Below are 21,086 nucleotides of genomic sequence, written 5' to 3' on the forward strand. Positions count from 1 at the left end.
AATATATTAGTTTAAAATTTTTTATGGAAGTTTACACGAAATTATTGACAGACTCGTCTATATCAAATATATATTAATACATTTGATACAGACCCTATCAGTAATAAATAATTTACTTAAAATTATTTATTACTGATATTGTTTTCATATTGTTGAACTATTTTTTTTACCATTTGACCACCAACGGATCCATTTTGTCTTGAAGTAAGATTTCCATTATATCCGTCAGTTAAGGGAGTTCCAACCTCTCTTGCTGATTCTAATTTAAATTTATTTAAACCTTCTTTTGCTTCTGGTACTACTAGTCTATTACTACTTCTACTAGCCATTTATATGACCTCCTTTATATTTGATGTTATTATATTGTGCAGAGAAGGAAAATATATGTTAGGGAAACAGCGGATATAAAGGAATTTATGTTATGCTATTCTATTTTTATTGAAAACTAACCTAATTAATGTAATAATATTTTTAATTAACAATAAGGCACATTCAAATAAATAACTAGTCAGTATGCTAGTCTATTTTGAATCCTACTGCGTCAACAGAACCTTTAGATAGCTCACTATCTGCGGAACCTGTTTCCTTGTTGGATTCAAAATATCCGTCGCATCTTTGACCTATTATTTATTTTCATATGCCTAAATAATTTTGTAGGTGAATACTGTGAATAGAATTATATGCTTAGTAGGTGAATCTGGTGCTGGAAAATCAGTTACAGCAGAATGTTTAGAAAGAGAAGGATACAATTATATAAAAAGTTATACTACAAGACCTAAAAGAAGTGAAAATGAAAATGGTCATATATTTGTAGATGAAAATTATTTTAAAAATAAATATGAAGGTACAAACTACTCGGAGGAGCTGATTGCCTATACAGAATTCCATGGGTACCGTTACTGGAGTACCAGGGAACAATATAAGGAAAAAGAGTTTTCGGTTTATGTAGTAGAACCTGTGGGAGCACAAGAATTAAAAAATATTATTAGGGATTGTGAAATCATAATTGTATATCTAAAAGTGGATAGGGATGAGCGTTTTAGAAGGATGTACAAGGATAGAGGAAAAAAACAAGCATTAGAAAGGTTATCCTATGACAGTAAGTCGGGTATATTTGATTTAATTCAATGTGATTATGTAGTAGATGCAAATAGAAATATAGATAATGTAGTTTGTGATGTTAAGAAAATAGTACAAATGAATTAATTATTCCACTTTGAAAGGACTTTATTTATGTTATTGTATATTTTTAATATGTTAACTATGCTCATGGAAAGAGCTATGTGGCTTTTGTTAATTTTATTTATAGTCACTAGAATAAAGAGTTTTAGAAAAATATTTCAAAAGGACAATTATGAAAAAAAAGATATAGCAATTATATGTGCTATATTTTCAGCTTTTGCCATTTTGGAAACTTATTCAGGTATTAGGGTAGATGGATCTTTAGTAAATATAAGAATAATAACTATAGTATCTGCTGGTATATTATTTGGACCTGAGGTTGGAATAATAACTGGGCTAGTTGCAGGAACCCATAGATTTTTAATAGATATTCATGGAGTAACATCTATTCCATGTCTTATAACAAGTATAGTGGCAGGAATATCATCTGGATATGTAAATAAAAGAGTTGAAAGAAAGTATTTATATATAGCAGGAATTTCGCTGGGTATGGTTTGTGAAATATTAACTATGGTACTTATATTAATAATGACAAAGCCATATGAACTTGGATTAAATATAGTTTCCAAAATATCAATTCCAATGATACTAGGAGAAATAAGTGTTGGATTTATTATACTTCTAATGCAGTTTGTAGAGGATGAAAAGGAAATGATAGCAGGACAGCAATCCAAGCTTGCACTGGATATTGCCAATGAAACTCTTCCTTATTTTAGAAGCATAAATAAGGAATCTTTAAGAAAGATATGTATCATTATTAAAGAACATATGCATGCAGATGCAGTATCTATAACTGATAAAGTTAATGTGCTTGCTTATGTTGGCGTTGATGAGGAAATATATAACGTAGAAAATAAAATAGTAAATGAGACAACCAAGACAGCAATTTTAAAAAATCAAATACTTATAAATAATGATAGTTTAAAAAATGGTCATAGTAATTTAAAATCTGCAATAATAATTCCCTTTGAGGATAAGAATGAAGTAAATGGTACCTTAAAAATATATTACAAAGACTCTAATAAAATAACCTATTCCATTAAAGCTCTTGCTATTGGCTTATCACAGATAATATCAACTTTAATGGAAGTATCAAAGGTTGAACAAATAAAGGAAACTGCAAATAGAGCTGAAATAAGAGCACTTCAAAGGCAAATTAATCCCCATTTTTTATTTAATGCATTAAATGCAATAACATCATTTATAAGAATAAATCCTGACAAAGCAAGAGAACTCATAATAAATTTATCAAGTTATTTAAGATATAATCTTGAAATTAATGATGAGTTAATTGATATAAAAAAGGAACTGAAACAGGTTAAGGATTTTGTAGAAATAGAAAAGGCAAGATTTGGGGACAAGCTTAATCTTATATATGATATTGATGATGTAAATATAAAAGTGCCAAGTCTTATTATACAGCCATTAGTAGAAAATGCAATAATTCACGGTATACTTCCGAAGAAGGGCAAAGGAACAATAAAGTTAAGGGTTAAAAATTGTGAAGATGAAAGTATTAAAATAACTGTTGAAGACAGTGGTATAGGCATAAGTGAAGATATCATAAAAAATGTTTATAGCGGAAATATGCCTGAAAATAAAATTGGCCTTTATAACGTTCATTTAAGGCTTAAACTTATTTATGGTGAAGGTATTAAAATTAAAAGATTAGAAAAGGGTACAAGAATGGAATTTTTAATTAGGAGATGATACTGTGAAGTGCATAATAGTTGAGGACGAATTCTTAGCAAGAGAGGAACTAAAGTATTTTATCAAAAATTTCAGTAATATTGAGATAACAGGTGAGTTTGAAGATGGAATAGAAGTTCTAAAATTTTTACAGAATAATAAGGTGGATGTTATATTTTTAGATATTAATATAAGTGGGATAGATGGAGTTGTCATTGCAAAAAATATAAGTAAATTTTCTGAAAAACCATATATAGTATTTATAACAGCCTATAAGGAACATGCAGTAGAAGCTTTTGAAATAGAAGCCTTTGACTATATACTAAAGCCTTATGATGAAACTAGAATTAAATCTATGTTAAAAAAGCTTGAACTTAGCTATAATTCTCAAAAGGGAGAATTACACACAATTTCAAATAGAATAAATCTATTCAAAAACGACAAGATAATAGTTACAAATATAGATGACATATACTATTGTGAGGCGAAAGAGAGAGAAACTTGTGTACTGACTAAAAATGAGGAATACTTTGTAAAAATGTCCATATCAGAATTTTATGATACTCTACCTAAAGAAATGTTTTTTAGATGTCATAGATCCTACATTGTAAATCTTACAAAAATAAAGGAAATAATACCCTGGTTTAATAATACTTATAATTTAAGACTTAAGAATGTTACAAAAGAAATACCTGTTAGCAGAAGCAATGTAAAAAAATTCAAGCAGATTATGAATATATAAATGCATTTTATGTAATTATAATGGCATCTCATTCATGAAAGAACCCTAATCCTTATATAGAGATATATAATAAAGTTAAGGAAAATGAAAGACAGTATTTAAGCTATAACTTTTATATAAGGAGTGGGGGATAATGTCAAAGACTGAAAAGGAATACAAAAGCAAACTTTTAATATTAGCAGGAACTGTGATTGCTCAAGTGGGTCTTGGAACGATTTATACTTGGAGCTTGTTTAATCAGCCTATTGCAGATAAGTTTGGTTGGCAGCTTAGCAAAGTAGCAGTGGCTTTTTCAATTACTAGTTTTGCATTAGCATTTTCAACTTTATTTGCAGGAAAAATTCAAGATAAAATTGGAATAAGAAAACTTGTTACTTTTGCTGGAATAATACTGGGACTTGGGCTTATATTAACTTCTAAGGCAAACTCACTGGGGATGCTTTACTTGACAGCAGGAGTAATTGTGGGGGCAGCAGATGGAATAGCATATATTACTGTACTTTCAAATTGTATAAAATGGTTTCCAGAGAAAAAAGGTGTTATATCAGGAATTTCTGTAGGAGCTTATGGAGCTGGAAGTTTAATCTTTAAGTACATAAATTCCTATGTTATAGGTTCTAAAGGTTTTACATTTGCGTTTCTATGTTGGGGTATTATAGCCTTTATACTGATATCAGGTGGTGCACAGTTGTTAAAGGATGCACCAGATGCAAAGCCAGTATCAGATGCCAAATCTGAAGTTAGGAATTATACACCAGCACAGATGCTGAAGAAAAAAGAAGCATATTTATTGTTCATTATAATGTTTACAGCATGTATGAGTGGGCTCTATCTTATAGGTATTGTTAAAGACATTGGTGTTCAATTAGCAGGACTTAATCCTGCAGTAGCAGCAAATGCTGTTGCTATGGTTGCTATTTTTAATACATCAGGAAGAATTATTTTGGGAGCTCTATCAGATAAAGTTGGAAGACTTAAAGTTGTATTGTTTGGTTTAATAGTAACAGCTGTAAGTATGTTTATTATGGATACGGTGCACATGAATTTTGGAATATTCTTTGCCTGTGTAGCTGCAGTTGCATTTTGTTTTGGTGGAAACATTACGGTATTCCCAGCAATTGTAGGAGATTTTTTCGGACTTAAGAATCACAGCAAGAACTATGGAATAATATACCAAGGCTTTGGTATAGGAGCACTTTCAGGATCCATTATAGCCGGTATTGCAGGAAGTTTTAAAGCAACCTTTGTTGTTATAGGGATAATGTGTTTAATTTCAATTGTTATTGCACTTACTATAAAAATGCCGCAAGAAGAAATAGCAAAAGAAAGAACAAGCAGAATTACAGAGTTTACAGAAAAAACTGTATAAATAAAAAAAGCTGTATCAAATAGTCTTAGAACTAAGTGATACAGCTTTTTCTTTAAATTTTTTGGTGCCGATGGTGGGATTTGAACCCACATGGTTTCCCGCACGATTTTGAGTCGTGTGCGTCTGCCGTTCCGCCACATCGGCAAAGCTGACATGTAATAATATAGCATAGAGTAAAGCTATAGTCAAGTTTCTTTTAAGCATTTTTATAATTGTTTTTTCTATAATTAGCAAATTGTAAGTATAGATATTAAAAATATGAATGAAATTAATCTAATTTTTAAGTTTATTTAGCCTAAAAGAAATAAAACGTGTAAGAAAAATATTTTTATAATTAGAATATTAATATTACAGTTGCTAAAAATGTTACAAATAAAACATATATACAGTAACAGGAACAAATAGAAGATGATATATTAATAAATCATAAAATTTCTACCATAAAGCTATGTTTTTTCAAAAAAATATTGTTACTTTTTAAACAATTTGCTACAATGAAATAGGTTAAAAGTAATTACAAGTACATAGGCCAAATATGGCTATGTATATCCTTTTCATAAATGAAGGGGAAAATGTAAATTATTTGTACAGGAAGGAGATATAAATATGATTTACTCAACAGAAGTATCAAGTATGATGTGTGTTGCTAAAGGACCTAACCACGGACCAGCACCAATACCAGAAGAAGGAAAATGGGTACAAGCTAAAGAAATTAAAGATATATCAGGATTAACACATGGAATAGGTTGGTGTGCTCCACAACAGGGTGCATGTAAACTAACTCTTAATGTTAAAGATGGTATAATCGAAGAAGCATTAGTAGAAACAATTGGATGTTCAGGAATGACTCATTCAGCTGCAATGGCTTCAGAAATACTTCCAGGAAAAACTATACTTGAAGCATTAAACACTGACTTAGTTTGTGATGCTATAAATACTGCAATGAGAGAATTATTCTTACAAATAGTATACGGAAGATCTCAAACTGCTTTCTCAGAAGGTGGACTACCTATCGGAGCAGGTCTTGAAGATTTAGGAAAAGGACTTAGAAGCCAAGTTGGTACTATGTATGGTACTAAAGCTAAAGGTACTAGATACCTAGAAATGGCTGAAGGATATGTTAAACACTTAGCATTAGATGCTAATAACGAAGTTATAGGGTACGAATTCGTAAACCTTGGTAAAGTTATGGATATGATTAAAAAAGGTATGGACGCTAACGAAGCAATGGAAAAAGCTACTTCAAGTTATGGTAGATTTGCAGAAGCTGTAAAAGTTATCGATCCAAGACATGAATAATAGGTAAGGAGGAGAAACGTAATGGCATTATTTGAAAGTTATGAAAGAAGAATTGACCAAATTATACCTGTATTAAAAGAATACGGCATAAACACAATAGAAGAAGCTAAGGCTGTTTGTGATGAAAAGGGAATAAACGTTTATGATATAGTTAAAGGCATTCAACCAATTTGTTTTGAAAATGCGTGTTGGGCTTACACTGTAGGTGCTGCAATCGCTATTAAAAAAGGATGTACTAAGGCTGCTGAAGCTGCTGAAGCAATAGGATTAGGCTTACAAGCTTTCTGTATTCCTGGATCAGTTGCAGATGACAGAAAAGTTGGTTTAGGCCATGGAAACTTAGCAGCAATGCTTTTAAGAGAAGAAACTAAATGCTTTGCTTTCCTTGCTGGACACGAATCATTTGCAGCTGCTGAAGGTGCAATAGGACTCGCTAGATCAGCAAATAAAGTAAGAAAAGAGCCTTTAAAAGTTATACTTAATGGTCTTGGAAAAGACGCTGCATTTATAATCTCAAGAATAAACGGATTTACATATGTGCAGACTAAATTTGATTACTATACTGGAAAATTAGATGTAGTTAAAGAAACAGCTTACTCAGACGGAGAAAGAGCTAAAGTTCGATGTTATGGCGCTGATGACGTAAGAGAAGGTGTTGCTATAATGCACAGTGAAGGCGTTGACGTTTCAATAACAGGAAACTCAACTAACCCAACAAGATTCCAACATCCAGTTGCTGGAACATACAAAAAAGAATGTGTTGATCAAGGAAAGAAATACTTCTCAGTTGCATCAGGTGGTGGTACTGGAAGAACTCTTCACCCAGATAACATGGCAGCAGGTCCTGCTTCATACGGTATGACTGATACTATGGGAAGAATGCATTCAGATGCACAATTCGCAGGTTCATCATCAGTTCCAGCTCACGTTGAAATGATGGGTCTTATCGGAATGGGTAACAACCCAATGGTTGGAGCTACAGTTGCAGTAGCAGTTGCTATTGAAGAAACTTCAAGATAAGAGGGTTTCAATACTTAGTTAATTAAAAATTAGAGAAGACACGTTAATGTATATAAATTACGTTAACGTGTCTTTTTATTTTTTTTGAAAGGTGTTGATATAGGCTAGATGAGAAGAAAAACTAAGATAATTACAGAAGACAACGTGACGTTTAAACAAGGCTTTTTAATGTTTTTAGACAATTGTAAAGCTAAAAATTTAAGACCAGCAACTATAGAACATTATAAGCAAGGTTATAAATCTATTGTTAGATTTTTTGATGAAGATACTTTAATTAAGGACATCACACAAGAAACTGTAGATAATTATGTGATTGCTTGTAAGGATAATTTAAATCTTGCTTCACAGACTCTTCATACTTATGTTAGAGATTTTAAAACTATATTGTACTATTTTATGAAGTTAGAATATATGCAACCATTTAAAATTCAATTACCTAGAGTAGATAAAAAAGCAATAGAGACGTATTCAGATAAAGAATTAGAAATATTGCTTAAAAAACCTAATACCAAAAAGTGCCATTTTGCTGAATATAGAGATTATGTAATTATAAATTTTATTTTATCTACAGCAGTAAGAATTAATAGCTTAATTAATATAAAAGAAAAAGATGTAGACTTTGAAAATAATGTTGTTTATGTAAATACAACAAAGAACAGGAAACCATTGATTATACCTCTTAATAAGACGATTGTTAAAATTTTAAGAGAGTATATAAGAATAAGGGAAGCAGATAGTGAAGATGATTATTTATTTTGTACTGTATACAACAACAAGATGGATAGAAGAACAGTAAATGGAAGTCTTAATATATATAACAGAAAAAGAAATGTTAATAAAATTGGAGTCCATAGGCTGAGACATACAGCAGCTAAAAAATGGATACTGGCAGGAAAGTCACCTAGTATTCTACAACATTTGCTTGGTCATAGTAGCCTAGTTATTACTCAAAATTATATAAATATTTTAGTTTCGGATTTGAAAAAAGAAGTTGATAACTTTGATATTTTAGAAGAATTCAACAGCAGTAATCATATAAAAATGAAATCTAAAAAATAAGCCAATGCCTCGAACGCACTGACTTATCACAACTTAATATTGTTAAATGAAACTTCTATAATCCATTTAAACACCCTATAATACTATTATAAATTCAAAAAAATGGATTGTCAAGAGGCTTAGTTTGTCGCACTCTTTTTTAGAGTATGATTCGGTTATTTTGCACTAGAGTAACTAAAAAAAATATCTAGTGGTGTAGCAAAGCCAATGCATAAAATTTGCTCGGACATATAGTATTATTGCTATTGTGTTATATGCCCGTCAGTTGGCTGTATCTATTCCAACACAAATATTAGATAGGTAGGTTTACTGATCGCAAGATAGCTATAAGTACAAGCCATAGGCGTATACAAGGGCAGTAATTTGTATATTAAAGTATTTATAACAATAGCAATACTTAAAGCAACTTCAACATATACAAAATATTAAACTAAAAAAGAGTTATTATTAATTGATGACTCTTTTTATTTATGCTCTTTCTTAGGGCAAACTACGTTCAATTGCTTAACATGCCAAAATATTAAATAGCTTAGTTCGAAAAGTCAAGTAATTTAATCACAAAAAGTTGACTATTTAAAGGAATTTAATACCATATGTAGAATTAATACATAAGCTAAAGATGTGAGGTGGTATACATGGGATTAGGTAATCATTTAAAAGAGATTAGGATGAAGGAATATATGATGAGTCAAATGGAATTTGCTAAATTAATAGGTGTTAATTATAGACAATATAATAGATGGGAGAATGGAACTGCACCTTCAGGAGAAACGATGCTCAATATAGCAAAAAAGCTTAATAAAAAAGTAGAAGATATATTTTACATAGTTGAATAGAGACTATGTATTTTTTTATAGATTATTTACACTAGGACAAGCAACAAATATACTTATAAGACATATATTGTACTATAAAGTAAATGGTATGGGGGAAAGTACAATGTTAAGTATAGTTTTATATTTATTAGGAATATCAATTATAACAATAGCAACTAATAAATTAGTAAGTATGTTAAGAGGTGTTAGAAAATGAGTACACTAGATTTGCTTATAATAAATACTATTAAAAATTTTTTAACACCATTCATATTTATTCAAGGTTTACCTATAGGAGGTTTTCTAATAGGTGGAGAAATAATAATAGCAGTAATAAAGATCATAGACATTAGAACTGGTCAGAAGGTGAGTAAATGATTACTGAATTTGTTGTCGCAGGGATAACTACTTATGCTTATCAAAAGATTCATTACAATATTAAACATAAAGATGAAAAACAGATTATAAAAAAATGGAATAAGATTATGTTTGCAGCAGGGATTAAAAATAAAGAAGATATTTCAGATACATTTAAAATTATTAATATAAATAAAACTAAATATGGATTTAATTGTAAGGTAAATATTCCTGATGGTTTTGATGCAGATAAATTAGAAGGCTTAAAGACAATAATCCAAGATAATTTTAAATGTTTATGTGAATTCGATAAACAAAGATTTACAAATTATACTACTGTTAAAATAATTACAAATCCATTAAATAACCTAACATTCAAACCAGAAAAAACAAAACCATATGAAATTTTATTAGGATATGACTATACTGGAAAACCAGTTATTTTAAATATGAACCGATTTAGTCACTTACTTATTGCAGGAGTAGTCGGAACTGGAAAATCAAGGCTTGGCTTTACAATACTCACAAATCTTATCCATAATCATTCGGAAAAAGAGATAGAGATATATCTTACTCAATTAAAAAAGAAAGATTATAAACATTTTAAATTTTGTAAACAAGTCAAACAATTTTCTGAAAGATTAGATGAAACAAGAGATATGTTTGCTAGACTAGATAAAATTATTGATAAAAGAACAGAAACTATAGATAAAGCAGATGCGGAAAACATTGAAGAATATAATCAAAAATCTAAAATTAAAATGAAATATATCTATTTATTTGCAGAAGAATTTTCATTCTATATGGAAGATAAATCAGATGATGAAGATACAGAGAAACTAAAAGCTTCTGCACTACAACATCTTAAAAATATTATTGTAGCAGGACGTAGTGTTGGAATAAATGTTATATGTACTGTTCAACGTACTACAGTAGATAATATTCCCAGTACAATAAAATCACAAATGAGTAGGATTACATTCAGACAAATGAGTGTCCTTAATTCTACTAATATAATAGAAAGTTCTGATGCAGTAGGACTAGAAGAAAAAGAATGTATACTATTTACTAATCAATATGTACGCATTAAAACACCGTATATAGATAAAGAGATTATACAGGACAACATAAAGGATAGCCTTTTAAATATACCAGTACAGTCAAAAGTTCAAAACGAAATGCATTACGAAAGGCACAAACCAACTCCAGAAGAGTTTGCAAAAATGAAAGATTGTACTGTGAGGGTAAAGCAAACTATAACCAACACTAAAGTAAATATAAAGGTAAAAAAAAGAAAAAATGGTGTAATTAATCTTGATGAGGTGAAAAAAGATGCTCACAAAGAGGGATAAAGATATATTAATTTACCTGGAAAAGCATAAGGCAATAACTATTATGCAATCTTATAGAATATTTTTTAATGATTGTAAATTTGGATATGATGTTGCAAGAAAAAGACTTAAAAAATTAGAAGATATGGAAGTTTTAAAGTCTTATAAGAATCAATTGACCGATGAAAAAATATATTATACAGAGCAAAAGATATCTGCACATGATTTATATGTATTAGATTTTTACTCATTATTAGTATTTAATAATTGTAAAAATATTGAATTTAAGATACAGCCACGATACCTTAAAGATATGATAAGACCCGATGCATTTTTCAAGTTTGAATTTAATGGTAATCTATACTTTATATTATTAGAAGTAGATTTAACACATTCTAGTATGCCAAAGATGCAAACTTATGAGAGATTATATAGATCACAGGAACTACAGGAGCAATGTTATGGTACTTTCCCATTAATAGTGATTATGGGTACTCATAACATTAAATATGAATCTACTAATTTTGATATTATATACAGTGATTTCAAATTATCCAATTTTACCCACAATGTATTGGGTTTTAATTAATATTATTCTTATATAACTAATCTAATTACTTATTACTAACAAAATCCTTATTACTCATTCCTTATTTATCGTGGTTATAAAACCTAATAATACCAATACCTATAGATATATAAATTGGACTGTACAAAAAACTAAACAGTATATTTAATAGTTGTATTAATAGTATATTTTATAGTCCAATTTATAGTACATATTTTTTAAATATGATGCTAATGAGAGATAAATAAACAAAAGCTAGATTTAGCAACCTTATTGAAAAAATATGAATAAACCTTTAGGAGGAAATGTTATGGAGTACAATTTTACTTTAAGTACACAAATTTATGTGTTAGCAGGATACTTTTTAGCCGTATGTGCAGCAGTCAAACTTTTAGACTTCTACATCAAAGCTAAGATAAGGAACTGGAGACCAAAACCACAAAAAAATAGTTTTGATGAACGACAGGAGCAAGAGTTACAAGATCTACTTAATTACGATGAAGTTAAACCTTATGCAACAAAAGCAAAAAATCTGTTCAATTCAAGTATGAAGTCAGGCACACTTTCAAGAGAACAGATTTTTTACATCATCAGATTTATTAATCGTTGTTTAGGTATATATGCTCAGGATTACAAAAATATTAAGTTTACTAATGAATCTCACGAGATATATACTAAATTATCTAGTACACATTTAAGCATATCCAATCTGGTAGATACTATACATGTGCTAGAAACATTCAGAAAAAATAATGTAATAGAATTGAGAAAAGCTAAATAAATTATTTAATTTACTGGAAGATTTTAATATTATTCTTCCAGTCTTTTTATATGTAAATACCTTTAATTTCTCTAAAAATTGAATTTGCAAAATCCCCTTGAAATTCATCATTATCTTTAAAAAATAGCCATGGAGCAAAATTTATTCTTACACTATTAAAATTAATATGAAAATACACTTCTATATCACTATCACCTTTTTTTAAAAGACCAAAAAAATTATATAATTTATATTGTAATTCGGATGTTATATCATTAATGTAATGTAAATAATTTTCTTCTCTCAATTTTATAATATTTTTATCTGTTATTATTAATGTAATATACATAAGATTGTGTTTATTTACATGTATATGTATTTCTATAATTACACCTGTAAGCTTAGTTTTTACATTAAAAACTAAAGAATCAGAAGTATGGAATGCTAAATCAAAATTAATATCATTTATCATATTTTTTCACCTTTATTTTCATCTTCTACAAAATCTATAATATCAGTTAATTTACATTTAAACAACTTACATAAAGCATTTAAAGTATTAAAACTTATAGATGTAGTATTATTACTATTTAATTTATGTAATGTGGAATAAGATATCCCAGTTTTTGTTGCCACCCAGTTTAAGGATCTTTCTTCTCTATCTAATATATCTTGTAGTTTGATTTTTATCATGTACAGTTTCACCTTCTATTTATTATTTATTATTTATTATAGCATGTAGAGAATATTTTATAAAGTGTATCAAATATTATAATTATAGTGTTGACAATATAATTAATAGAGTGTATTATAATAATTGTACCAAGCAAATTAATCCAAGGGAGGTAATGATTATGAGTATAAGAGTGTTACAAGATTTTATATCAGTAGCAAAAACATTTGGTATAGAAATTAATCCAGACAACCTAAAAAAATATAAAAATTCCATATATAATTAAATTTAATAAAAATTATAAAATAAATGTTGACAAGCTATGTAATTGATGATAGAATAAATTTCGTAGCCAAGATATGGCACTTAAAGAAAATTGCATAAAAATGTTATAAATTAAACCAAGAGGAGTCGGTGATACAAGAAGGTATTTAACAAATGCAGTTAGATTTAAGAATTTAAGTTAATATTTTACATTATTGTTAAGATTTTATTTTATAATAGGATTACATACATTTATAATACTTAATAACTTTAATAGAATAATATTTAATTTACATCTATAAGCTTTTATATTGTATTTATATATATACAATATTGTATAAGGTTTATTTGAGTACAATTAAAATATTTATAAGTATTATTGTATATAGCCAATAATGTTAAATAATATATTGAATTTTTAAACCTAATTAGTATTGTTAGATAATTCTTAATCACAGGCTCTTTTTATTTTGTTTTTAATTAAAATGTTACATAGTAACGAATTAATTAATATAAATATTAAATTTTTAGGAGGAGAAAATGATGAATAAAAGAAGTTTAGATTTTAATAGTATGGTAGAATTTGCAGACATGGAGGAAAAATTAACTGGACAAGATGTTAACTTAACAGTTGATGGTGGAATGAGTTTTATGCAATGCTTAGATGGTTTTGAAGTTGGTATTGTTCATGGAGCAAAAGAAGATTTTATTTCATTAGGTGGAGAAGAATATGAGGATAATTTCATGATAATTCCATTTAGCAAAATAAAATATATATCCAGTGAAACACCAACGCCAATATCTGAATTTGATACTTATTACATTCAATTAACAAATAAAATTGAAATAACATTATTAGTGTAGGGGGATAATAGGATGAATCAATTATTTAGAAGATTAGTATATAAGCTATTTAAGAGAATTATATGTGAAGAATTACAAAAGGAAATGCATAATAAGTTCCAATTAGAACAAATAAAAGTTGCTGAAGAGTATGCGGCAGTCGATTGGGACGAAGTAACACGAGAATATGATAGAGCAAATAGAGAAGAAGATTATACAGAAGAATTAAAAGCACATGGAATAATGCCATAAAATCGTGATTTTATGCAAATACAAATAAAGCATAGAAAATTTAAGCTACACTAATAAAAATAGAGTATGAGTAATTTAATTTTTACAGACAATGGAATATAACGAAAAACAAACCAATATAAAAGTTTTAAAATATTGCTTACGCTAGTATAATGATTATTGGACGGTAAGAAAGGGTCTGACACACCCTTGACTGTTCAATTTATCTTATATCTAAATTTTAACCATTTAATTTATTTTTATTCACCAAAAGGTGACTTGTAATTGAAAACGTAATTTAAGTACTTTTATGATACAACATATTTGATTGCAAGTCAATAGCTTTAAAAAAATTATGTAAGAAAGGAGGTCACGAAATAAATATGAAGATTAAAAAAATATTCAGTAGAAACATAGCATTGAAATTGATGGCAAGTGACAACAAGCTTCTGTATACAGAGCAAAACAGGAATAAGCCTTGGTTAGTAGTATTCTGTTTTGAAGAAACTAATACTTTATTACATGAATTAAGTGCATTAACTCAACATAGTGCTTAATTAAAATCTAAAAAATCTAAAATACCAAAAGGAGGAATTTTTATTAATGAAAGAAGAGAATACATATATTAAAAACTTAGAAGGTGCATATTTATTAAAAGCTGTAAATATTAAAACAAAAAATAAGAAAGATGAGATTAAATTATTTAGTGCAACAATGCCTTATAGTATAGAAATAAAAAGACTAAACGAATACTTTCCAAAAGAAATATATTTAAGAGAAAATAAACAATATACTGATGCATTTATTAATGTAAAGTTTTCGGAAGATTACTTTATAATGCAGAATAATAGAAATGAGGATGCTGTTAAATACATAGTAAATAAAGTTCATAAAAAAGTGATTTTTAAAGTTTCAGATTGTAAAAAGATAAAAAGACTCAAGAAAAAGAAGAACATTATCATGCATAAGAAAAGAATCCGAGACTACATATACATAAATGGTTTTTACATAGGAGAGCAGCATTATAGATTTTATAAGCGTGGATCATCCAAAGCTAAAACTGGAACAGATATATTTTGCAAGGGTGAATTATATGACAAATTAATTAATCGTAGTAGGTTAGGGATTAAATTTAGTGAAAGTACCGATAAAAAAGATAGAGAAGAATGTGATATTACAAGTCTTCATGCATACCAAGCATTAATTATGAGTAGTTTGACTACCACGATAAAATTATATCCTAATGAAATATTAATGTTGGATGATATTTATGGTAAAAAATTTGAATCTATTGCTAGTGTTACAAGATGGAATGAAAAAACTAAAAAATTAGAAACTAAAACTGAAGAACATTTTTGGCAGCAAAATTGTCTTACGGATGGACAAGGGCTTATGGAAGAGTCGGTGTTTCAAGAATATAAAAAATTGCAAAATAAAGGAATGGCTTTATTGAGATCAGATTTCTTTAAATGTTGTGCATTTAATACAAAACTTCATGAGTATTGGAAGAATCAAGAACAAGAAGTTACTGAAATAGTTGAAAAACTAGATGGAGTACCTACAGGTAGGATATTAAAAACTAGCGAAATAAAATTAGTGATTACACCTAATAGCTTAAAATGGCTTAAATTTGCCTATAAGGAACAATTTAATGGTGATAGAATTAAGTGCTATTTACACTGGTTAAATAATATAGATGAAATATTCGGGGTCGTTAAATATGATAAACAGGGCAATTATGGAAATTACAATAGAACCACATACCAGTTATTAAATTCAATGCCTTTATCAAAGCCAGATATAAAGGAACTTATACAACCTGAAATTGATTATGTAATGAATCTTAAAAACAATATAGCTTATCTTAAAAATTACATAAATTATGAAGAAAAAGATAGTATCCAGCTAAGCAATTATGTACAACATAACAGTGTTTTGAAATCTATAGAAGATAAATATTCTACTAAGGATATGCTAAGCAATTTATTACTAATTAATGAGAATATTAGATATACTCAGCAATTTAAGGACTTCAAAAAAGAACAAATTAATTACTATGAAGAGAATTTGCGTCATGGAAAAATTAGATTAAAAGATACCATATATGTAACAATCGTTTCAAATCCATATGAGATGTTACAAGCTACTATAGGAAAATATAAGCAAGGTGAATGTATTGCTGAAGGTAGAGAAATATGGTGCTCATATTATAAAGATAAAGATATACAAGAGTTTTGTTTATCAAGAAATCCTCATATAAATGGTGGTAATGTAATTTTTGCAGTTAGTAAATTTCATGATGAATATGATTGGTTTAATTTAACAGATAATATTATGATATGTAATTTCAACGACAATGACTTTCCACAAAGAGCCCAGGGATGCGATACTGATAGTGATACAATATTAATTTTACCTGCATTAGCATCTAAAGCAAAGGATTGTGAAGAAGATTATCCTACACCAATAAATGAAGTTAATGGTGAGAAAAAAATAAGATACAATACTATGAAGGATTTAGCTAAATTAGATAATGTACTGGCAAATGGATATACGGGTAAGATTGTAAATAAATCACAGATAATGAATTCCTATATGCATAAAGCTATTGCAGAAGGTGCAAGTAGAAAAGTAATAGATAAATTATATGAAGCATCAAGTCTATTATCAAGCTTGTCACAAATTGAATTAGATAAAAGTAAAAAAAGTTTTGATAATATATCTATGTCGAAAGAACTAGCTAAAATAAATCATATTAAAGATGAAAATGACAGGGAAATATTAAAGTTTAAAAAGTACACTGTAGTTAAGTGGAAAAATGGAAAGAGAATAACGAAAAAAAGAAAATTAATGATAGTTCCTAATTTCTTTGATGTAGTTGCAGAAGATAATACATATAGAACTATGCAAAGTTTTGATACCCCAATGGACTATTTGCAAGAAATTTTAGATAAAGAAATACATAAACCTAAACCAATGCCAAAATTAACATTTAAAGATTTACTAGTTAAAAAGGCTAAAAATTTAGGTGGTAAATCTAATTCAGACCAAGTCAATGATCTATGGGAAATTGTTGGTGCAGCCTGTAAGAAATTAAATGGATTAGAGATGAATAAATCTCTTGATGATAAATCAAAAAAGAATATAAGGATTAGTATTAAGAAAAAAGCCATTGAAGAGTTAAGAAAGAAGAAAATTAATAGTAATACTATCCTAGTAATTCTAAAAAAAGCTTTTGGAGTAATCTCAGAAAAAGGTACTAATTACAAAAAATATGGCTTAAAGGTCTTGAACCTTCTATATTATGCAAAACAATTTGAAACATTAGCATGTTTTCTTAATACAGATACATCAAGTGAAGAAGTATTAGTTCCTGATGAAAATGGGGAAATTAACATATTTGGGACAAGATATAGTGGAAAAGTTAGGAAAGAAATCTCAGAATCAGCTTAGTAGGGATAATGTTAATCAAAATAAATAGGGTGTGCCCTGAATGGGGCATACCTTACAATAAGGGAGGTAACAACTATGATTAAAGATTTTAGATACATATACAATATGGAACAGGCAAATTTTTATTTAAAAAATGGATTGGTTCCAGTAGGTTTTGGCACAGGAGTAAAACAAGATGTTTATATAAAATTTAAAGATTGTGAAAGATTACAGGAAATATTTAAGAATTGGATGGATAGAAAAGATAAATAAGATTGTGGAAGGAAGTTTTGATTGATGAAAAAATTAAATTTAAAGTGGGTTACTGATAGCATAGGTGAAGATTATAAAGAATGGGATGAAGGAGATATTATTATCCTTCAAGCACAAACAGGAACAGGAAAAACATATTTCATTAAAAATAAATTAATTAATTACATAAACCCTTACGAAAGATTACTTCTAGTCTGTAATAGAATTAATTTAAAAAGACAATTAAAAATAGATTTATTAAAAAAATATCATTTGGATGTTCCTCATATTAAAGATAAAGATGGTAATGATACTAAAAAAATAGATTTAAAAGCTTTAGATAGAATATATCAAATTGAAAATATAACAATTAAAAGTTATCAAAGTATTGGACAAATGGCAATTAACCATGAGTATGATGGTAAAGAAATGGATTTAACATATGATTATATAGTTATGGATGAAGCACACTATATTCTTGCAGATGGAGGTTTTAATAACAAATGTCGTTTAGCCTACAAATATCTTGTTAAGCAACATATGCCTAATACAGTTAAAATATTTATATCTGCAACAATGGAAGAAGTAGAAGTACCTATAATTCACAAAGTTCAAAATACTAAAACTTTAGGTTATAAACCAAAATTAAAACAATATTATACTGGAACAGATTATAGTTATGTAAATCCAATATATTTTCAAAATAATTTAAGTATAATAATTAATTCAATTAAAAATGATAAATCTGATGAAAAATGGCTTATATTTGTAACATCTAAAGACAATGGTAGAAAGATACAAAAAGAATTAGGTGATGAAATATCTTCATGTATATTTAAAGATACTAAAAATGAAGAATTAGAGAGCATAATACAAGATAGTAAATTTAATAAAAAAGTTCTTATAGCAACAAAAGTAATTGATAATGGAATTAATATAGTAGATGATAAATTAACTAATATAGTTATTATGGCATGGGATAGAATAACATTTATACAGGAATTAGGTAGAAAAAGAATAGACATAGAAAATCCACAACAAATAAATTTGTACATACCAACTAAATTTATGAAAAGTTTTATGATGAAATCAAATGAATGTGAATATCAATTAGGTGAAATAAAGTTATTAGAAGAAGATCCAAATGCTTTTAACAAAAAATATGATAATGATATGGTAGAAATATCAAAAATGAATCATCTATTTTTTCATGAAAATATGAAAACTGGCACTGGTAAATGGATGATAAATCTAATGGGTAAAGCAAGAACTAATATAGATTTAAAGTTCTATAAACAAATGATGATGTTATTTAAAAAAGATAGAAAATTTGCATTTATACATACACAATTAAGTTGGCTTGGATTAGATGATACATTTAATGAAAGCAAATTAGTGGAGGAAGTTGCCTTGGAAGATGAAGTAGAATCATTAGAAGAATATTTAAATAATGCATATAATAATGATATTAGATATGATAAAAAAACATTTATTAATGAAATAGAAAAAATTATTGAACATTGTATTGGTAGTAATTTAGATGAATTACTTAATAAATTAGATGGTGGTAATAATAGAAATAGAGGTCTAAAACAATATAATAAATTATTTAGTTTGTTAGAATTTGATTATATTGTTACAAGTAAAAAATTTAAAATTAATGGAAAATTAAAAACTAAATGGATAATTGTTAAAGAAGATAAATAATTAATAATTGAATAATAGTATAGCAGACAACCCCCCGTACCTTGGGGGTTTTCCGCACCTTTCCCGAAGCTATCTTTCATAATTTCTCGCTATCGCTTCGAAAGTTATTCAAGATGTACATTATTTTTATTTTTAATTAGTAGATAATATATTTAAAGTATCCTAAATTAGTCAGGTATACAAAATTGTGAGTAAATTATAATAATATAATATGGTCACAAAAAAGTATACCTAAAGTTTAGTTTAAATTTAAAATATATTGTAAAATTATTAGAAGTTTATATTTAACAGAAAAATAATCCAAAAAAATATATTATTGACACAAAATCTTAAAAATATTGTGTAGTGCAACGGAACAATTTTTTAAGTTTTGGGCAAAGGCTGATAAATTTGCAAGTGAAACGTAGCAATATTTATTAGACTAACGCCATGTGCACAGGATAATTTATGATATAATTTACATTAATATGTAATATTGAGGAGGAGATTATATGCCACTATTAAAAAATGCATTATTAAAGAAAATGCCAGTTGGTGTTGATGAAAGGATTGATCCTAAAATAAAATTATATGCAACCACTGAAATAGATGAAAGAATAGGAAAATTGTTTTGCTTTGCTTCTATGAAATTATCAGATCAATTAGAATATGAAAAAATGAAAGATGTTCCAACGTGTTGCTGTGTATTTACTGATGGAGAAGAAATAACTTTTACATTAAAAGAAAATCAATTTGGAGCTCATTTGCATTTTTGTTGGTATCCTGTTGAGAAATGGTTAAAAAACGATTATTCTAATACCGAAATAATAAAGTGTATATTAGAAGAATTTTGTCATTTTTATTGGAATATAGAAGATGAAGTAGAAGTGTGCTATAAAGTATTAGAAATTATGAAAAGAATAGATGATAGACTTAAACTTGAAGACTTATATGATGATAACAATATAGAGTACCGAAAACAAATAAAGGAATGAAATTATTGACTTGAATTTATTCAGGTCTTTTTTAATGCTCAAAAAAAAGATGCGGCAATGTGTAAATGAAGGTTAGTTCATATTTTGAAAAAAATAAAAACGGCTGAAAAAGTTTACAACACACTTCAAACGTAGTTATATCAATGATTTTAGGACATGCCTCAATGGAACTATATGGTATAGTATAATAATATATACATATCTAAATTATAGCATATATGATTGCATAAAATCAATATGTTTTTAAAAATAATCTCGGGAAAATCTAAATTATTTTTGGGGTTTGGGTGTTTTCTCTTCAATTAAATGCCCAAATAATTTGCTAGTAGGACAACTTATATACAGATAGGTTGTTTTATTATATATTTTCTTCTTTCTTTTCTTTCATAATATATATATTTATACTGGCTAGGGATTGTCCTCACTTTCACCTGACCAGTATAAATATATATCAAATTTTAAAATGAGTTTACTATTAATATATAGTAGATTGATTCTAAAGTTTGATACGCTTTAGGC

22 protein-coding genes and 1 tRNA gene are annotated in these 21,086 nt (G+C 27.7%); 19 read left to right on the forward strand and 4 right to left on the reverse strand.

Annotated elements, in window-relative coordinates:
- Positions 1 to 122: 122 nt before the first annotated feature.
- A complete protein-coding gene (locus tag ABF633_RS01555; RefSeq protein WP_415521337.1) occupies positions 123 to 329 on the reverse strand; it encodes a small, acid-soluble spore protein, alpha/beta type in 207 nt (68 codons plus the stop codon).
- A 337-nt stretch (positions 330 to 666) separates the two neighbouring features.
- On the opposite strand from ABF633_RS01555, the gene ABF633_RS01560 reads away from it, so the two are divergent.
- The 4 genes from ABF633_RS01560 to ABF633_RS01575 all read left to right on the forward strand — a co-directional run bounded on the left by ABF633_RS01560 (position 667) and on the right by ABF633_RS01575 (position 4,982).
- A complete protein-coding gene (locus ABF633_RS01560) occupies positions 667 to 1,206 on the forward strand; it encodes a guanylate kinase (RefSeq protein ID WP_415521339.1) in 540 nt (179 codons plus the stop codon).
- Between the two features lie 75 nt (positions 1,207 to 1,281).
- Positions 1,282 to 2,892, forward strand: coding sequence for a LytS/YhcK type 5TM receptor domain-containing protein (locus ABF633_RS01565; RefSeq protein WP_415521655.1), 1,611 nt, complete (start codon positions 1,282 to 1,284; stop codon positions 2,890 to 2,892).
- A 4-nt stretch (positions 2,893 to 2,896) separates the two neighbouring features.
- Entirely contained in the window at positions 2,897 to 3,613 is a 717-nt protein-coding gene (locus ABF633_RS01570; RefSeq protein ID WP_415521341.1) for a LytR/AlgR family response regulator transcription factor, read from the forward strand.
- Between the two features lie 133 nt (positions 3,614 to 3,746).
- Positions 3,747 to 4,982 (forward strand): OFA family MFS transporter, encoded by a 1,236-nt coding sequence (locus ABF633_RS01575; RefSeq protein ID WP_415521343.1) that lies wholly within the window; start codon positions 3,747 to 3,749, stop codon positions 4,980 to 4,982.
- Between the two features lie 62 nt (positions 4,983 to 5,044).
- Here ABF633_RS01575 and ABF633_RS01580 read toward each other — a convergent pair.
- Positions 5,045 to 5,126: transfer RNA gene (locus tag ABF633_RS01580), tRNA-Leu, on the reverse strand.
- 462 nt (positions 5,127 to 5,588) lie between these two features.
- On the opposite strand from ABF633_RS01580, the gene ABF633_RS01585 reads away from it, so the two are divergent.
- The 8 genes from ABF633_RS01585 to ABF633_RS01620 all read left to right on the forward strand — a co-directional run bounded on the left by ABF633_RS01585 (position 5,589) and on the right by ABF633_RS01620 (position 12,212).
- The gene (locus ABF633_RS01585; protein WP_415521345.1) at positions 5,589 to 6,281 is read left to right on the forward strand and encodes an iron-sulfur cluster assembly scaffold protein; all 693 of its coding nucleotides are present in this window, start codon (positions 5,589 to 5,591) and stop codon (positions 6,279 to 6,281) included.
- A 21-nt stretch (positions 6,282 to 6,302) separates the two neighbouring features.
- Positions 6,303 to 7,301 carry a GGGtGRT protein gene (locus ABF633_RS01590; protein WP_015615078.1) on the forward strand — a complete coding sequence of 333 codons (999 nt, stop codon included), beginning with the start codon at positions 6,303 to 6,305 and terminating at the stop codon, positions 7,299 to 7,301.
- Positions 7,302 to 7,409: 108 nt separating this feature from the next.
- The gene (locus ABF633_RS01595; RefSeq protein ID WP_415521348.1) at positions 7,410 to 8,360 is read left to right on the forward strand and encodes a tyrosine-type recombinase/integrase; all 951 of its coding nucleotides are present in this window, start codon (positions 7,410 to 7,412) and stop codon (positions 8,358 to 8,360) included.
- 635 nt (positions 8,361 to 8,995) lie between these two features.
- A complete protein-coding gene (locus ABF633_RS01600) occupies positions 8,996 to 9,196 on the forward strand; it encodes a helix-turn-helix transcriptional regulator (protein WP_415521350.1) in 201 nt (66 codons plus the stop codon).
- Positions 9,197 to 9,388: 192 nt separating this feature from the next.
- Positions 9,389 to 9,553, forward strand: a complete 165-nt coding sequence (locus ABF633_RS01605; RefSeq protein ID WP_415521351.1) for a hypothetical protein — start codon at positions 9,389 to 9,391, stop codon at positions 9,551 to 9,553.
- Positions 9,550 to 10,884 carry an FtsK/SpoIIIE domain-containing protein gene (locus tag ABF633_RS01610; protein WP_415521353.1) on the forward strand — a complete coding sequence of 445 codons (1,335 nt, stop codon included), beginning with the start codon at positions 9,550 to 9,552 and terminating at the stop codon, positions 10,882 to 10,884. Before ABF633_RS01605 ends, ABF633_RS01610 begins: the two co-directional genes overlap by 4 nt.
- Entirely contained in the window at positions 10,865 to 11,452 is a 588-nt protein-coding gene (locus tag ABF633_RS01615) for a hypothetical protein (RefSeq protein ID WP_415521355.1), read from the forward strand. The genes ABF633_RS01610 and ABF633_RS01615 overlap by 20 nt, the downstream gene beginning before the upstream one ends.
- 289 nt (positions 11,453 to 11,741) lie before the next feature.
- Entirely contained in the window at positions 11,742 to 12,212 is a 471-nt protein-coding gene (locus ABF633_RS01620; RefSeq protein WP_415521357.1) for a hypothetical protein, read from the forward strand.
- Between the two features lie 46 nt (positions 12,213 to 12,258).
- Here ABF633_RS01620 and ABF633_RS01625 read toward each other — a convergent pair whose 3' ends face one another.
- Both ABF633_RS01625 and ABF633_RS01630 read right to left on the reverse strand, forming a co-directional pair.
- The gene (locus tag ABF633_RS01625) at positions 12,259 to 12,663 is read right to left on the reverse strand and encodes a hypothetical protein (protein WP_415521359.1); all 405 of its coding nucleotides are present in this window, start codon (positions 12,661 to 12,663) and stop codon (positions 12,259 to 12,261) included.
- Entirely contained in the window at positions 12,660 to 12,884 is a 225-nt protein-coding gene (locus ABF633_RS01630; protein ID WP_415521361.1) for a helix-turn-helix domain-containing protein, read from the reverse strand. Before ABF633_RS01630 ends, ABF633_RS01625 begins: the two co-directional genes overlap by 4 nt.
- 787 nt (positions 12,885 to 13,671) lie before the next feature.
- Here ABF633_RS01630 and ABF633_RS01635 point away from each other — a divergent pair.
- The 7 genes from ABF633_RS01635 to ABF633_RS01665 all read left to right on the forward strand — a co-directional run bounded on the left by ABF633_RS01635 (position 13,672) and on the right by ABF633_RS01665 (position 20,567).
- Entirely contained in the window at positions 13,672 to 13,992 is a 321-nt protein-coding gene (locus tag ABF633_RS01635) for a hypothetical protein (protein WP_415521363.1), read from the forward strand.
- 12 nt (positions 13,993 to 14,004) lie between these two features.
- Positions 14,005 to 14,223 (forward strand): hypothetical protein, encoded by a 219-nt coding sequence (locus ABF633_RS01640; protein ID WP_415521365.1) that lies wholly within the window; start codon positions 14,005 to 14,007, stop codon positions 14,221 to 14,223.
- Between the two features lie 362 nt (positions 14,224 to 14,585).
- Positions 14,586 to 14,759 (forward strand): hypothetical protein, encoded by a 174-nt coding sequence (locus ABF633_RS01645; RefSeq protein ID WP_415521367.1) that lies wholly within the window; start codon positions 14,586 to 14,588, stop codon positions 14,757 to 14,759.
- 46 nt (positions 14,760 to 14,805) lie between these two features.
- A complete protein-coding gene (locus tag ABF633_RS01650) occupies positions 14,806 to 17,655 on the forward strand; it encodes a hypothetical protein (RefSeq protein ID WP_415521369.1) in 2,850 nt (949 codons plus the stop codon).
- 75 nt (positions 17,656 to 17,730) lie between these two features.
- Positions 17,731 to 17,907 carry a hypothetical protein gene (locus ABF633_RS01655; protein ID WP_415521371.1) on the forward strand — a complete coding sequence of 59 codons (177 nt, stop codon included), beginning with the start codon at positions 17,731 to 17,733 and terminating at the stop codon, positions 17,905 to 17,907.
- A gap of 24 nt (positions 17,908 to 17,931) precedes the next feature.
- Positions 17,932 to 19,593, forward strand: coding sequence for a DEAD/DEAH box helicase family protein (locus ABF633_RS01660; protein WP_415521373.1), 1,662 nt, complete (start codon positions 17,932 to 17,934; stop codon positions 19,591 to 19,593).
- A 491-nt stretch (positions 19,594 to 20,084) separates the two neighbouring features.
- Positions 20,085 to 20,567, forward strand: coding sequence for a hypothetical protein (locus tag ABF633_RS01665; RefSeq protein ID WP_415521375.1), 483 nt, complete (start codon positions 20,085 to 20,087; stop codon positions 20,565 to 20,567).
- Positions 20,568 to 21,086 lie beyond the last annotated feature (519 nt).

This window comes from Clostridium sp., from assembly GCF_047718555.1.
In the GTDB taxonomy this organism is placed as follows: Bacteria; Bacillota; Clostridia; order Clostridiales; family Clostridiaceae; genus Clostridium_I.